Source organism: Streptomyces sp. NPDC028289 (genome assembly GCF_055565975.1).
In genome coordinates, this window is the sequence record NZ_JBVHTI010000010.1 from 453,900 (window position 1) to 469,166 (window position 15,267).

The 15,267-nt window shown below is 71.0% G+C and carries 13 protein-coding genes; 9 read left to right on the forward strand and 4 right to left on the reverse strand.

The window, feature by feature from the left end:
- Window positions 1-121 precede the first annotated feature (121 nt).
- Complete coding sequence (locus ACZ4UV_RS44545; protein WP_351500944.1) at window positions 122-1,450, forward strand: hemolysin family protein; 1,329 nt, start codon at window positions 122-124, stop codon at window positions 1,448-1,450.
- Window positions 1,447-2,535 carry a hemolysin family protein gene (locus tag ACZ4UV_RS44550; RefSeq protein ID WP_451018451.1) on the forward strand — a complete coding sequence of 363 codons (1,089 nt, stop codon included), beginning with the start codon at window positions 1,447-1,449 and terminating at the stop codon, window positions 2,533-2,535. Before ACZ4UV_RS44545 ends, ACZ4UV_RS44550 begins: the two co-directional genes overlap by 4 nt.
- 223 nt (window positions 2,536-2,758) lie before the next feature.
- Here ACZ4UV_RS44550 and ACZ4UV_RS44555 read toward each other — a convergent pair whose 3' ends face one another.
- Window positions 2,759-4,621, reverse strand: coding sequence for an AAA family ATPase (locus ACZ4UV_RS44555; RefSeq protein WP_451018452.1), 1,863 nt, complete (start codon window positions 4,619-4,621; stop codon window positions 2,759-2,761).
- A 430-nt stretch (window positions 4,622-5,051) separates the two neighbouring features.
- Window positions 5,052-5,720, reverse strand: coding sequence for a uridine kinase family protein (locus ACZ4UV_RS44560; protein ID WP_451018453.1), 669 nt, complete (start codon window positions 5,718-5,720; stop codon window positions 5,052-5,054).
- Between the two features lie 195 nt (window positions 5,721-5,915).
- On the opposite strand from ACZ4UV_RS44560, the gene ACZ4UV_RS44565 reads away from it, so the two are divergent.
- From ACZ4UV_RS44565 to ACZ4UV_RS44585, 5 genes are all read left to right on the forward strand, one after another.
- On the forward strand, window positions 5,916-6,866 hold the full coding sequence (locus ACZ4UV_RS44565) for a hypothetical protein (RefSeq protein ID WP_451018454.1): 951 nt from the start codon (window positions 5,916-5,918) through the stop codon (window positions 6,864-6,866).
- Between the two features lie 79 nt (window positions 6,867-6,945).
- Window positions 6,946-8,400: an amino acid permease gene (locus tag ACZ4UV_RS44570; protein ID WP_451018468.1), complete on the forward strand. Its 1,455-nt coding sequence runs from the start codon at window positions 6,946-6,948 to the stop codon at window positions 8,398-8,400.
- A gap of 194 nt (window positions 8,401-8,594) precedes the next feature.
- A complete protein-coding gene (locus ACZ4UV_RS44575) occupies window positions 8,595-10,016 on the forward strand; it encodes a C39 family peptidase (protein ID WP_451018455.1) in 1,422 nt (473 codons plus the stop codon).
- 46 nt (window positions 10,017-10,062) lie between these two features.
- Entirely contained in the window at window positions 10,063-10,254 is a 192-nt protein-coding gene (locus tag ACZ4UV_RS44580; RefSeq protein WP_390047904.1) for an SCO1431 family membrane protein, read from the forward strand.
- Between the two features lie 52 nt (window positions 10,255-10,306).
- A complete protein-coding gene (locus ACZ4UV_RS44585) occupies window positions 10,307-10,966 on the forward strand; it encodes a TetR/AcrR family transcriptional regulator (protein WP_451018456.1) in 660 nt (219 codons plus the stop codon).
- Between the two features lie 92 nt (window positions 10,967-11,058).
- Here ACZ4UV_RS44585 and ACZ4UV_RS44590 read toward each other — a convergent pair whose 3' ends face one another.
- Window positions 11,059-12,300 carry a glycoside hydrolase family 18 protein gene (locus tag ACZ4UV_RS44590; RefSeq protein ID WP_467846355.1) on the reverse strand — a complete coding sequence of 414 codons (1,242 nt, stop codon included), beginning with the start codon at window positions 12,298-12,300 and terminating at the stop codon, window positions 11,059-11,061.
- Window positions 12,301-12,630: 330 nt separating this feature from the next.
- Here ACZ4UV_RS44590 and ACZ4UV_RS44595 point away from each other — a divergent pair, with 330 nt between their 5' ends.
- Complete coding sequence (locus ACZ4UV_RS44595; protein ID WP_451018457.1) at window positions 12,631-13,803, forward strand: acyl-CoA dehydrogenase family protein; 1,173 nt, start codon at window positions 12,631-12,633, stop codon at window positions 13,801-13,803.
- Here ACZ4UV_RS44595 and ACZ4UV_RS44600 read toward each other — a convergent pair.
- Window positions 13,766-14,017 carry a hypothetical protein gene (locus tag ACZ4UV_RS44600; protein WP_351492321.1) on the reverse strand — a complete coding sequence of 84 codons (252 nt, stop codon included), beginning with the start codon at window positions 14,015-14,017 and terminating at the stop codon, window positions 13,766-13,768. The two genes, ACZ4UV_RS44595 and ACZ4UV_RS44600, sit on opposite strands and share 38 nt — an antisense overlap.
- A gap of 147 nt (window positions 14,018-14,164) precedes the next feature.
- Between ACZ4UV_RS44600 and ACZ4UV_RS44605 the strand changes: the two genes are divergently transcribed.
- On the forward strand, window positions 14,165-15,265 hold the full coding sequence (locus ACZ4UV_RS44605) for an Rv3169 family protein (RefSeq protein WP_467846359.1): 1,101 nt from the start codon (window positions 14,165-14,167) through the stop codon (window positions 15,263-15,265).
- The last annotated feature ends 2 nt before the right edge of the window (window positions 15,266-15,267 follow it).

Sequence of the window (15,267 nt, forward strand, 5' to 3'; positions counted from 1 at the left end):
TACCCGAGGAGTGACCCTCTCCGGCGATGGACGGATCGTCCTGTAGTACCTGCGCCGCCCCCTCCCGACATACCGCGGACCGCCTTCTCGCAGTCCACGAGGCTTCGGAGGCGGCGGCATCATGACCACCCCCCTGCTGCTCCTGGCAGCCGCGTTCCTGCTCATCCTCGCCAACGGCTTCTTCGTGGCCGCCGAGTTCGGCCTGGTGACCGTGGAGCGGCCCGAGGCCGAGAAGGCCGCCGCCGACGGCGACAAGCGCGCCCGTACGGTCGTCGAATCGCTGAAGGAGCTGTCCTTCCAGCTCTCCGGCACCCAGCTCGGCATCACCATCACCTCCCTCGTTGTCGGCATGCTCGCCGAACCGGCACTGGCCGCGCTGCTGCGTGGCCCGCTCACCGCCATCGGCCTGCCCGACGGCGCGGTCTCCGGTATCGCCGTCGTGGTGGGCATGCTGCTCGCCTCGGCGATCCAGATGGTGATCGGCGAACTCGTGCCCAAGAACTGGGCGGTCTCCAAGCCCCTCCAGGTCGCGCGGTTCGTCGCCGGCCCGCAGGCCCGCTTCTCCCGCCTGTTCCGCCCGGTCATCGCCGCGCTGAACACGGTCGCCAACCGGCTCGTCCGGGCCCTCGGCGTGGAGCCCGCCGAGGAGCTGGCCTCCGCCCGCACCCCCGGCGAACTGGTCTCCCTGGCCCGGCACTCCGCGCAGGCCGGTGCGCTGGAGCAGGACACCGCCGACCTGTTCGTCCGGACCCTGTCCCTGGGCGAGCTGACCGCCCAGCACGTCATGACCCCCCGGGTGAAGGTCAGCGCGCTCCAGGACACGGCGACCGCCGAGGACGTCGTCAACCTCACCCGGGCCACCGGCCTGTCCCGCTTCCCCGTGTACCGGGAGAAGATCGACGAGATCGTCGGCATGGCCCATCTCAAGGACGCCCTGGCCGTCTCGGTCCACGACCGGCTGCGCACCCCGGTCGGCCGCATCGCCCGCAAGGCCCTGCTGGTCCCCGAGACGCTCCCGGTCCAGCCCCTCCTCGCCCGGCTCCGCTCCGAGCAGCCCATCGCGGTCGTCGTCGACGAGTACGGCGGTACGGCGGGCGTGGTCACCCTGGAGGACATCGTCGAGGAGCTCGTCGGCGAGGTCCGCGACGAGCACGACAGCCCGGACGCACCGGAACTCGCGTCCGCCCCGGCCCAGGACGGCAGGCCCGCCTGGGACGTCGACGGCAGCGTCCGCGTCGACATCCTCCAGCGGATAGGCCTCGACGTGCCCGAGGGCCCCTACGAGACGGTCGCCGGCCTGGTCGCCGACCTCCTCGGCCGGATCCCGGCGCCCGGCGACCGCGCCGAGCTGCCCGGCTGGCGGCTGTCCGTCCGCCGGGTCGGCCACTACCGTGCGGAACGGGTCCGCCTGGTCCGCACCGCCCCCGCCGTCGCGGAGGCCGCCCGATGAGCGTCCTGCAACTGGTCTTCGCCGGCCTGCTGGTGCTGGCCAACGGCTTCTTCGTCGGCGCCGAGTTCGCCCTCGTCTCCGTCCGCCGCAGCCAGATCGAGCCCCTGGGCACCGCCCGGGCCCGCCAGGTCCTCTACGGCCTGGAACGCCTCCCGCAGATGATGGCCGCCGCCCAGTTCGGCATCACCGTCTGCTCCCTGACGCTGGGTGCGGTGGCCGAACCGACGGTGGCCCACCTGCTGGAGCCGCTCTTCGAAGCGGTGCATCTGCCGGAAGGCGTGATCCACCCCCTGGGCTATGTGATCGCGCTGGCCGGGGTGGTCTTCTTCCACCTGGTCATCGGCGAGATGGTGCCCAAGAACCTGGCGATGGCGGCGCCGGAGAAGGCCGCGGTGTGGCTGAGCCCCGGCCTGGTCGCCTTCGCCCGCGTGTGCCGGCCGATCACGGTCGCGCTCGGCGCCTGCGCCCAGGGCATCCTCAAGCTCTTCCGGGTCGAGCCGAAGGACGAGGTCGAGGCCGTCGTCACCAGCGAGCAGCTCAACCGGCTCCTGGAGGACTCCGGCCAGGCGGGCCTCCTCGACCCCGAGGAACAGGAACGCCTGGAGGACGCGCTGGAACTGGGCTCCCGCCCGGTGACGGACGTGCTGCTGCGACGCGAGTCCCTGATCACGGTCCCGCCGTCGGTCACCCCGGGCCAGATCGTCGAGCTCACCGCCCGCACCGGCTACTCCCGCTTCCCGGTGGCGGCCGAGTCCGGGGCCTTCATGGGGTACGTGCACGTGAAGGACGTACTCGACCTGGAGGACTCGGACCGGGCGGTTCCGCAGCAGATATGGCGCCCGATGACGACACTGCGGGCCGAGCTGCCGCTCGACGACGCGCTGACCGTGATGCGCCGGGCGGCGACCCACCTGGCCCAGGTCGCCGACGCGAACGGCCGGGTCCTGGGGCTGGCGGCCCTGGAGGACGTCCTTGAGCTACTGGTCGGCGAGGTGACGGACCCGGCCCACCGGGACCAGGCGGCAACGCCGAGGACGCCGGAGCCGAGGGTGAGCGGGGAGCCGGAGGAGGCCATGGCGGGGTGAGGCCGTAGTTCGGCTGCGGGTGCGTGGGGGCTGCTCGCGCAGTTCCTCCCCCAGCCTTCGGCTGGGGGTACCCCCAGCGCCCCTTACGGGCGCTTCCCAGCCGTGTCTCACATAACCGCGGGCAGTCGTGCCGCTGGGGGTCCCCCGGCCGAAGGCTGGGGGAGGCACCCCGCAAGCGCCGGTGAGCGTCCCCACCCCGACCCCAGCCCCCACGTACCCGCACCTACATCCCGGCCGCCGGATCCTGCGGCCCCCGCCCCGACAGCACCTCTCCGTACGCCTGCATCAGGTCCGGCAACCGCAGCGTCGCCAGGTCGTCCCGGGACAGCACCCCCGGATACGCCGACAACCGCAGATCCCGGTACGCACAGCTCTTCTCGTACAGCGTCCGCAGGAACCGCCCGTTGCCCAGCTCGTCGATCCACCCCTGGTCCACCACGTGCCCGGCGATCGACCGCAGCTCCTCCAGCGCCTCCTCGTCCCACGCGTCCCCGTTCTCGGCGGCCAGGACCTCGCCGATCGACGTCAGTTCGAGGGGGCGGTAGGAGGGAAAGTCGACACGCGTGGTGAAGCGCGAGGAGAGCCCCGGGTTCGCGGCCAGCAGGCGGTCCATGCCCTCCGGGTAGCCGGCCAGGATCACCACCAGGTGGTCCCGGTTGTCCTCGGCCCGCTTCAGCAGCACCTGCAGCGCCTCGTCGCCGTACGCGTCCCCCTTGCCGTAACCGGAGTTGGAGAGTGAGTAGGCCTCGTCGACGAAGAGCACACCGCCGATCGCGGAGTCGATCAGTTCGTTCGCCTTCACGGCGGTCTGGCCCAGGTACTCGCCGACCAGGTCGGCCCGCTGCGCCTCCACGAGATGGTCCCCGCCGAGCAGGCCGAGCGCGTAGAAGACCCGACCGAGGATGCGGGCGACGGTCGTCTTCCCGGTACCGGACGGCCCGGAGAAGACGAAGTGGCGTTTCGGCGGCTGCACCGGCAGCCCCTGCCCGGCCCGCAACCGAGCCATGTTCAACTGCGCGGACAGCGCCTTGACCTGCCGTTTCACGGGTTCGAGCCCGACCATGCGCTCCAACTCGGCGAGCGCCTCCTCAAGTAACGCGGGGTCGGTCGGCCCGGCCGGCAGCGCAGGCGAGGGCACGACCTTCTCACGCACCGCCGGGTCGATCACCGACGGCATCGCCCCGGCCGGCGGCTCCGGATCGCCGAGCCGCAGCTCGCGCCCCTCGGTGCCGAAGAGCGGGTCGAGCATGTCCGGTCCGTCCACCACGTCCTGTCCGGCGCCGGTGAGGGTGATCGACGCGAAGTCGGCCGTGTCGTCGTACCCGTCGCCCTCGGCTATCGCGGCCAGCCGCGCGGAGGTGTCCATGAAGGCGGGGTCGACGCGGTGCACGGCCCGGTAGAGGGGGAGCGCGGCGGCGCTGCGGCCGGTGCCCTCGTGCGCCCGCGCCAGCCAGTAGCGCAGTTCCTTGCGCTGCGGCTGCTCGCTGCGGCAGCGCATCAGCGCGGCGGACAGCAGCGGTTCGGCCTGGCCGTACATTTCGAGGCGGACCCGGGCCATGCCGCCGAACAGGCCCGCCTCGATGCCGAGCATGGGATCGTCGAGGAGCGGGTCGGTGTGCCGTACCAGCTGCTCCCAGTCCTTGACCAGGTAGGCCCGGCAGGCGTGCAGGAAGCGGACCTGGGGATCGGCGTCCACCGGCGGCAGCCCGGCGAGGGCCCGGTCGAGCTCCGGGACGTGCCGGCCGTCCAGCCAGTGGGAAGCATGGGCCAGCAGGAGATCGCGCGGGCTCTCGAGCACCGGCTGCACCCACCAGCCCAGCCAGTACCAGGAGTTCAGGGTGCGGCGATGCCGGCCGCGCTGTTCGCCGAAGCGGTCCCGGTGCCGGAACATCCGCAGCAGCGCGGTCGTCGTGTCGACGCGCAGCGCGTGCAGTCCGAGCCAGGCGTCGGCCATCCCGGGATCCATCCGTACCGCGGCCCGGAACTCCTCCTCCGCCTGCGGATAGGCGCCCATCGTGTAGGCGTCCACCCCTCGCAGCCAGGCGAGGTCGGCCGGGGCCTCGGGGCCCTGCGTGCCGAAATCCATCACGTCCCCCACAAACCGTGCCCCCGTGGTTGGCCCCCGGGCTCCCCCCGATGGCCGCCGTTGGTCGAACCGCTGTGCCGCGGACCGGAGTTGCAGGTGCGCGAAGCAGCCGTTCGAAGGTCGCACCGAGGGCATCGTACCTGCGGTTCCGCCGCCCGCCGAAGGGTGCCGCACAGGCCGTTCGGCGAGGTGGGGGCAGACGGGGCGCACGCGGGTCGGTGACCGAGGGTGAGCGAGGGGGTGCGCGCCGCGCACACAAAAGGGGTAAAGGGCAGAACGAAGCCCCCGATCACGGGGGAACAACCGGGGGCTTCGCGTTTGCAGGGCGGCCTCGAACGGCCGCTCATTCAGAACGTAAGTCCTGTACGGCCCCCCGGTCAAGCCGAGTTGAGGTACTCGGGCAACTTCCTGGAAGCGCGTCTTCACGAGTTCAGCACACAGCGGACGGTCCGTCACGGTGGGTGATGGCCTGGTCCGGTCCAACTGTCTTCGCAGGTCCCGGCAGCACCTCATATCCCTCCTGTGACTGTGTCACCAGAAGGTCGGCGTACGGCCTTGACGGGTCTTCGCTGAAGTGTTCGTGTTCCGCCCTGACCCACTCGGCCCAGAAATCCCGTTGTTCCGCGCCGTCCCGCGCCCTGCCCCGCGTCCATGCCTGCTCGTGCGGCAGCTCCATCCACAGCAGTCGCGCCAGGAAGGGACGCAGCGCCCGGCGGCCGGCGCCGACGCCCTCGACGAGGACGACCGGGGCCGGCGGCAGCGGGCGGGGCGGGCCGAAGCGGCGGGTGTGCCAGTCGTAGGGGGAGTAGTGCGCCGTCCCGCCGTGCCCGAGCGGCTCGATCACCTGGGCCAGCAGCCGGCCGGTCCAGGCGAACAGCTCCTCGTGGCTGGCGATGTCGTCGAGGTGCAGCACCGGTGCCCCGCCCAGGGCGGTGGCCAGTCGGCCGGCGAACGTGGTCTTCCCGGACCCGGCGTGCCCGTCGACGCCGACGAGGCGGACCGGGCCGCAGGAGGGCGGCAGGGCCCGGAGTGCGGAGGCGAGCTGACGAATGACCGTTCCCGAGGTGTGCTGCGATGTGGGGGTGTTTTCCGGAAACATTCTAGTAGTGCGGCGCATAGCGGGTGTTTACGGCCCCGAGAAAGTATCGGCTTGAACCAATTTCGAGCCGTTCTCCACCGCGTCCACCAATATTTCCGACCGGCTGACCGATATGTCGACCTCGTGCGTTTCCGGTGCGCCCGGCCCTGAGTAGGGTGCCTGGTGCACGCGTCGGACGGGGACGGACAGGGGAAGATGGCCGCGGAGTTATTCGAGGGGCACTACGTATGGCATCCGGCGGCCGACGACCGCTTGCTCGCGAGCGTATGCGTGGACGTGCGCGCCGGAAGATATCTGAGTGCCCGTGAGGCGCTGGCCGAAACGCGTGCCGACTTCGCCCTGCGCGCCCACCGCTCCCTGGTCCTCGCCTCCGAGGCGGCAGGCACCGATCTGGTGGAACGGTGGCTGGCCGAGGAGCCGGGCCCCGAGTCGGCGCTGATGTGGGCCCGGGTGGCCGTCCAGCGGGCGATCCGGGCGGCCGACGCCCGGGACGAGCGGGCCGAGGCGCTGGAGCGGATCGCCCTCGCCGCCTGCGACCGGGCCAGCGCCATGAACCCCGCCGACCCCACGCCCTGGGCCGCCAAACTGGCCATGGCCCGGCTGCACCGCCCGCACGACCCCGCCCCGGGCGGCCTGCTGACCTCACCGTCCGGCCCCTGGCGGCTGTTCGCGCACACCCTCGCCCTCGACCCCTGGAACCGAGAGGCCCACCACCGCTTCCTGTCCTTCTTCTTCACCCGGTACGGCGGCTCGGTCAACGCGGCCTGGGACGTCGCCGCCTTCCTCGCCCAGCGGGCCCCCGCCGACTCCGCCCTGCGGCTGCTGCCGCTGGTCGCGCTGGTGGAGAGCCACAACCCCACCCAGCTGCTCGCCGAGCGGGTCTGGGAACAGCCCCAGTGGCGCAGCACCGCGCTGTCGGTCTACCACAACTGGCTGCCCGTGGCCGCCGGATACCGCTTCACCCCGGTGCTCGACCTGGCCTACCTTGCGCACGCGCTGGTCATGGCCCGGTGCGAGTTCGAGGCCCGGGCGGTCTTCACGGTCATGGGGCCGTACGCCTCACGCATGCCCTGGAGCGTCTTCGGCGAACCGGCCGACCAGCTCTCCCGGGCCCGCCGCGCCTGCGGCCTGCCCATCCCCTCCTAGAGCCCCAGAGAAAGGCCGGCACGTGTCAGAACGCACAGCGGACCCCGTCACGCTCGACGACGACGCGACCCTGCACGCGATGGGTTATCCGCGGAAACTCACCCGCCGATTCCAGGCCTTCGACAATTTCGCCATCTCCTTCACCATCATCAATATTCTCTCCGGGATCTTCTCGTCCTTCGGATTCGGTATGAACGCGGGTGGCCCCCGCATTCTCGTGTTCGGCTGGATCGGCGTCTGTGTGATGGTGCTCTGCATCGGGGCCGCCATGGCGGAAGTCGCCTCCGCCTATCCGACGAGCGGCGCCCTGTATTTCTCCGCCGGTAAACTCGCCAAACGGCACAAGGGCGCCTGGTCCTGGTACACGGGCTGGCTGAACTTCGTGGGCCAGATCGGCGGCACCGCGGCCACCGGATACGCGGCCGCCACCTTCATCCAGGCGTTCGTCGCCCTGCAGTGGCCCTCGTACACGCCGACCGCCCACCAGACGGTCCTGATCACGGCCCTGATCATCGTGGTCCAGGGGCTCGCCAACACCTACACCGTCCAGCTCGTCGCCGTACTGAACCGCATTTCCGTCTGGTGGCTGCTGATCGGACTCGTGGTGATCGTGAGCACACTGATCGTGATGCCGGACCACCACCAGTCGGCGTCCTTCGTGACGCATTTCGTGAACAACACCGGCTTCACCAACGGCCTTTACGGCGGCCTGCTCGGGCTGCTGGTCACCAGCTGGACCTTCACCGGCTTCGACGGCAGCTTCCACATGTCCGAGGAGACCGTCCAGGCGACCGTCAACGCACCCAGGGGGATCATCCGGTCCATCGGGTATTCGGCGATCACCGGCCTCATCCTGATGCTCGCGCTGGTGTACAGCATCGGCAACTACGACAAGGTGGCGAGCTCCTCAGCGCCGCCCGTCCAGATTCTCATCGACGGCCTCGGCATGGGCTGGGCCAAGGCGATGCTGCTCGTCGTCATCGGCGCCATGCTCTTCTGCGGCCTCGCCAACCTCACCAGCAACACCCGGCAGATCTTCGCCTTCTCCCGGGACGGCGCGATGCCCGGCTCCCGCCTGTGGCACTCGGTCTCGCCCCGCACCCGGACCCCCGTCAAGGCCGTCTGGCTCGCGGTGGCCTGCTCGCTCGCCCTGGTGGTGCCGGGCTGGTGGTCGCACACGGCGTTCACCGCGATCGTCAGCGTCAACGTCGTCGGCCTATTCCTCGCCTACGCCGTGCCGGTGTTCCTGCGGCTGCGCCTGGGCGACGACTTCCGGCCGGGGCCGTGGAACCTGGGCCGCTGGAGCAGGCCGGTCGGCTGGCTGGCGGTGGTCTGGATCCTGCTCAGCAGCATCCTGTTCATGCTGCCGCAGGCCTCGCCGATCACCGTCGACTCCTTCAACTACGCGCCGATCGCACTGGCCGTCGTCCTGGCCGTGGCCACGGTCTGGTGGTTCGCCACCGCCCGCCGCCGCTTCCAGGGCCCGGTCAGCTACGGCCGCCCCGACGAGGTCGCCGCGATGGACCTCATCTGACCGACCAGGACCCGTTTGCCCATATGAAGGAGGCCCGGGCGACCGCGCCGGGGCCTCCTTCAGTGGACGAGACCAATATTGATGGGCGTGGCACGGGCCGAAGTGCTGGCAGGGGCATGGCGCCTGCTCCATAGTTGGCGCACAGCCCTTGCTCCGGATCAGCCGTGACGCGCACACCTGGGGGTCCTCCACCCATGAGCAGAGCCGAAAAGCCGTCCCGCAGAACCGTTCTGGCAGCCGCCGCCTCCGTCGCGGCGGCCGTGGCCCAGAGCGTGGTCCCCGTGGCGCCGGCGGTCGCCGCGCCGGAGACCGACGCCGACGACACCGCCCGGACCGAGACCCGCCGGGCCGGGAACGGCCGTGCCGGCCACGGCCGGGACGGGACCCGCCCGATCGACTACCGCTCCTGGACGACCTACAGCGACTGGAAGACCGGCACCGCCAAGGGCGTCGGCGCCGTCGCCGGGAACCGCCCCGGCGTGGTGATCGGCACCCCGGCCGGCACCACCTCCTACACCGACCCCCACACCGGCACCACCGCCGCCTGGGAGTACGCCACCTGGACCGGCCCGGTGCACCGGCTCGCCGTCCCCGCCACCGAGACCATCGCCTCCTGGAACGCGGACACCCCGGCCGGCACCTGGATCCAGGTCGAACTGCACGGCACCTACTCCGACGGCACCGCGACCCCCTGGTACGTCATGGGCCGCTGGGCGGCCGGCGACCAGGACATCAAGCGGACGTCGGTGGACGGCCAGACCGACGGCAAGAGCACCATCTGGACCGACACCTTCGCCGTCGACGACGCCACCACGGGTCTGCGCCTCACCTCGTACCAACTGCGTCTGACCCTCTACCGCAAGCCGGGCACCAAGCTCACCCCGACGGTCTGGCGGCTCGGCGCCATGGGCTCCGACATCCCGGACCGCTTCACCGTCCCGGCCTCCACCCCGGGCCTGGCCCAGGAACTCAAGGTCCCCCGCTACTCCCAGGAGATCCACAAGGGCCAGTACCCCGAGTACGACAACGGCGGCGAGGCCTGGTGCAGCCCCACCTCCTCGCAGATGATCGTCGAGTACTGGGGCGGCCGGCCCACCGCGGCGCAGCTGGCCTGGGTGGACCCGTCCTACACCGACCCGCAGGTCTGCTACGCGGCCCGCTACACGTACGACTACCAGTACGGGGGCTGCGGCAACTGGCCGTTCAACGCCGCCTACGCGTCGACGTACCAGGACCTCCAGGGCGTGATAACGCGACTGGCCTCGCTCACCGACCTGGAGACCCTGATCGCGGCCGGCATCCCGGCCATAACGTCACAGTCGTTCCTCGCGTCGGAGCTGACGGGTGCCGGTTACGGCACCTCCGGGCACCTGATGACCGTGATCGGCTTCACCGCGGACGGCGACGTGATCGCCAACGACCCGTTCTCGGCCGACGACGACGCGGTGCGGCGGGTCTACCTGCGCCGGGAGTTCGAGAACATCTGGCTGCGGACCAAGCGGTACAACGCCAGCGGCAAGGTCGTCTCCGGCACCGGAGGCGTCTGCTACCTGTACTTCCCGGCCTGTCCGAGCCCGGCCCAGCTCAAGGCGCTCGCAGCGGTCGGCGTGCGCTGACCTGGCACGACGGCGGCCCCCGGGTGTCCCGGGGGCCGACTCTCCTGTGACCAAGCTCTCCGCCGCAAAAGCCGCAATCAATGGCATGGTGGACTTCATGACCACACACTCCGCCACTGCCGCCCGCGCCCGTACCGGCGGCCCCAAGGACGACGGCCCGAAGGTTCTGGAACATGTCATGGGCTGGACTCTTGTGGTGGTCATCGCCATGTTGGTGACTCAACTCGGCCTGCTGTGACCTGAACTGACATACTGCGGATGTCCCGCAGCCGTTGAGACCAGGGTCGATATTGAATATCAGTCAACAGCGTGCCGCCGCCCGTCCCAGGGCGCGCGGCACCGAGCGTTCCGTGGCTCGTCGCGCCGAACTCATCGCCATTGGGCGGAAGTTGTTCGCCGATACCTCGTACGACGCGCTCTCCATGGACGACATCGCCAAGCAGGCGCATGTCGCCAAAGGGCTGATCTACTACTACTTCCAGTCGAAGCGCGGCTACTATCTGGCGATCATCCAGGACTCCGTCGCCGACCTGGTCACCTATGCCGCGAGCGGCCTGGAGCTGCCCCAGGTGGACCGCGTCCACCGGACCATCGACAGCTACCTGCGCTACGCCGAGCACCACCAGGCCGCGTACCGCACGATCGTCAGCGGCGGTGTCGGCTTCGACACCGAGGTGCACGCCATCCGGGACGGGGTGCGCGAGGCGATCGTCGCGACCATCGCCGAGGGCGCCTACGGCCGCACCGACATCGCCCCGCTCGCCAGGGTCGGACTGCTCGCCTGGCTGTGCAGCGTGGAGGGCGCGACCCTCGACTGGATCGACCGGCCCGAACTCTCCCGCGAGACCCTGTGCGAGCTGCTGGTCAAGACGCTCGGCGGCACCCTGCGCGCCATCGAGGAACTCGACCCGTCCTACCGTGCCCCGGCCCCGGCCCGCCGGGACACCTGACGCGCCGGGCCTGTCCGTCCACGGCACCCGCCGGACAGGCCCCTGGGGCGGAGGGCTCGTGGTTCCCCCGCCCCAGGCCCCCGGGACCGGGGTCAGTTGATGGCCTTGATCAGCTCACCGTTCGCGGTGTCGCCGCTCAGCTCCCAGAAGAAGGTGCCGCCCAGACCCTGCTGGTTCTTGTAGGTCATCTTGGTCGCGATGGTCGCCGGGGTGTCGTAGCTCCACCAGTCGCTGCCGCACTTCGCGTACGCCGTGCCGCCCACCGTGCCGGTCGCCGGGCACTTGGTCCTGAGCACCTTGTAGTCGTCGATGCCCTGCTCGTACGTCCCCGACGCCGGACCGGTCGCCGAGCCGCCGGGCGCCGCCTGGGTGACGCCGGTCCAGCCGCGGCCGTAGAAGCCGATGCCGAGCAGCAGCTTGGCGGCCGGTATGCCGAGGCCCCTGAGCTTGGCGATGGTCGCCGAGGTGTAGAAGCTCGCCGTCGGGATGCCCGAGTAGGAGTTCAGCGGTGAGTGCGGGGCCGTCGGACCGGTCGAGGCCCAGGCGCCGAAGTAGTCGTACGTCATCGGGTTGTACCAGTCGACGTACTGCGCCGCGCCCGCGTAGTCGGCCGCGTCGATCTTGCCGCCGCCGGTGGCGTCGGCGGTGATCGCCGCCGTCACGAGCGAGCCGCTGCCGAACTTCGCGCGCAGCGCCGCCATCACCTTCCGGAACGCGTCCCGGCCGCTGGTGTCGCAGGTGTTGCCGCAGGCGTTCGGGTACTCCCAGTCGATGTCGATGCCGTCGAAGACGCCGGCCCACTTGGAGTTCTTGACCAGGTCGTAGCAGGACTGCGCGAAGGCGGTGGGGTTCCTGGCGGCCTCGCCGAAGCCGCTCGACCAGGTCCAGCCGCCGAAGGACCAGAGGATCTTGAGGTTCGGGTGCTTCTTCTTCAGCTTCAGCAGCTGGTTGAAGTTGCCGCGCAGCGGCTGGTCCCAGGTGTCCGCGACGCCGTCCACGGACTCGGCGGCGGTGTAGGCCCGGTCGGTCGCCGCGTACGAGTCGCCCATCGCGCACTTGCCGCCGGTGACGTTGCCGAAGGCGTAGTTGATGTGGGTCAGCTTCGCGGCCGAGCCGGAGGTCTCGACGTTCTTGACCAGGTACTTGCGGTCGTAGGTGCCCCATTCCGTGAAGTAGCCGACGACCTTGGAGCCGGCCTGCACCTGGGGGGCGGACGGGGCGGACGGGGCGGCCGCGGACGCGGTGCCCGCGCCGGCCAGCAGCCCGGCGCCGAGGACGGCGCAACAGGCCGCGGAGAGCAGCGCCCGGAAGCGGGAGCGGTGGGAGGTGTGCATCGGGTGTCTCCTCCTGGGGGAGAGGGGAACGCGCGCCGATTGGCATGAACGCGGTAAAGCGTTGGTCATGAACCTTAGGAGGACTAGACCAGTAGGGTCAATGGTTCGGACCAATTTCGCGGGTTTCGAATGTTGGCCTGGAATTCCTGAAGTAAGCGGTCGTTAACTGGTGACGGGAGGTCCCCGATCGGGCATACTCACTGCGCAGCCGCAGGTCAGCAGCTTCCGAGACCCGGAACGCCGACCTCGGCCGCACCCGCACGACAGGCGGAGCCGCCCCTATCCCACGGGCCGTGACCGCCGTTGCCCGACAGGGAGGAGACCGACGCCATGTCCGACCGCGACCCGCAGCCGGTGGAGCGTCAACTGCCCACGGACGAGGCGAGGGACCTGCTCGCGCTGGTCCGCGAGATCGCCCGGCGTGAGATCGCGCCGCAGGCGGCCGAGGAGGAGGACGCCGGGCACTTCCCGCGCGAGGTCTTCACCCTGCTCTCCGAGTCAGGCCTGCTCGGCCTGCCCTACGACGCCGAGTACGGCGGCGGCGACCAGCCCTACGAGGTCTACCTCCAGGTCCTGGAGGAACTGGCCGCGGCCCGGCTCACCGTCGGCCTCGGCGTCAGCGTGCACACGCTCGCGAGCTACGCGCTCGCCGCTTACGGCACCAAGCAGCAGCAGGTCGAGCACCTGTCCGCGATACTCGGCGGCGGCCTGCTCGGCGCCTACTGCCTCTCCGAGCCGGCCTCCGGTTCGGACGCCGCCTCCCTGCGCACCAGGGCCGTCCGGGACGGCGACTCCTGGGTGATCAACGGCACCAAGGCCTGGATCACGCACGGCGGCATCGCCGACTTCTACACGGTCATGGCCCGCACCGGCGCCGAGGGCTCGCACGGGATCACCGCCTTCCTGGTCCCCGGTGACACCGAGGGCCTCAGCGGTGCGGTGCCCGAGAAGAAGATGGGCATGAAGGGCTCGCCCACCGCCCAGGTCCACTTCGACGACGTCCGTGTCCCCGACGAGCGCCGCCTCGGCGAGGAGGGCCAGGGCTTCGCCATCGCCCTCTCCGCGCTGGACTCCGGGCGGCTCGGCATCGCGGCCTGCGCGATCGGCCTGGCCCAGGCCGCCCTGGACGAGGCGGTCGGCTACGCCACCGGGCGACGGCAGTTCGGCCACCCCATCGCCGACTTCCAGGGCCTGCGCTTCATGATCGCCGACATGGCCACCCAGATCGAGGCCGGCCGGGCCCTCTACCTCGCGGCGGCCCGGCTGCGCGACGCTGGCCGGCCGTTCGCCAAGCAGGCCGCCATGGCCAAGCTGCACTGCACCGACACCGCGATGAAGGTCACCACCGACGCCGTCCAGATACTCGGCGGGTACGGCTACACCGCGGACTTCCCGGTCGAGCGCTACATGCGCGAGGCCAAGGTCCTGCAGATCGTCGAGGGCACCAACCAGATCCAGCGGATGGTCATCGCCCGTCACGTGGCGGGGCCGGAAAGTCGCTGAGCTCGCTGAACTGCCCGCGGGTGACCGTCGGCGCCGCCAGCCTGACCCACTCCGGGTCGTGGCGGCCCGGCAGGGCGCGGCCCCGGTCGGCCCAGGTCCGCATCAGGTCGCGGTAGATGGGTGGATCCTGCGGCGGGGGCGGCGGCAGCGATGCCGCGGGCGGGGGTACGAAGATCCGGCGCTGACGGCCGAGGGCGGTGTAGGTGGTCGTCACGTCCGGCCAAACGCGGGGGCGGCCGCCCTGGTCACCGATCTCCCGAATCGTGCGTGAGTTCGTGGACGTCCGTTCCCGGATCTGGCCTCGGTCCGTTTTCTGACGTACCGTCAGCCGGACCGTCTCCAGCCTCCGGGGAGGCCTGCCATGGCCGACGACCGTCCCGCACCGCTCGACGAGTACCCCGTGCACCAGGTCCCGCTCTCCATGAAGCACGTCGCCACCGGGGACCGGAACGCCTACGACCGCTGCATCTTCCACGTCCTCGACCACGACGGCCGCGCCCTGCTCATCCTCGGTCTCGGCGTCTACCCGAACGTCGGGGTGATCGACGCCTACGCCACCCTGCGCACCGGGGACACCCTGCACGCGGTCCGCGCCTCGGACGCCCTGGGCGACGACCGGATGCGGCTCGCGGTCGGCCCGCTGCGCATCGAGGTCGAGGAACCGCTCCGGCGCTTCCGCCTGACCTGTGACGACGACGCGCTCTCCTGCGACCTCGTCTGGACGGCCGGCTTCCCGGCCCTGTGGGAGCCGCACCACCTCCAGCGCCGGGGCGACCGGCTCACCCTGGAGGGCCGCAGGTTCGTGCAGGCCGGGGGAGTGTCCGGGGTGATCCGGGCCGGCGGCGAGGAGTTCCGGGTCGACCCGGCGGGCTGGACCGGCACCCGGGACCGCAGCTGGGGCGTCCGCCCGATCCCGGGGGAGGAGGCCGGGCGGCTCACCGAGGAGAATCCGACCGAGGGCTTCCACTGGATCTGGTGCCCGGTCCGCTTCGAGGACCGCTTCCTGATGGTCATCACCCAGGAGGACGCCGACGGCCACCGCACCCTGAACGAGGCCACCCTGGTCCGCCCCGGCGACCGCGACCGCCAACTCGGCTGGCCGCACACCGAGATCGCCTACCGCTCCGGCACCCGGCACCCCGAGCGGGCCGTCGTCCACCTCGGCGACCCGCGCAAACCCCGGGAACTGGAGGTGGAGATCCTCACCTCCTCGCCGCTCGCGGTGGGCGCCGGCTACCCGCCGGCGGACGACTGGCAGCACGGCACCTGGCAGGGCCGGGGATGGGTGGACCGCCGTACCTACGACCTGACCACGCCGCACCCCCGCGCGGCCTACGGCGTCACCGACCACTCCGCCCGCTTCCGCCTGGACGGGCGGACCGGCCACGGCATCTTCGAGCACGGCTCGTTCGGCAGACACGATCCCAGCGGCTTCACCGGCTTCGACTCGGTGGCGCCCTGAAG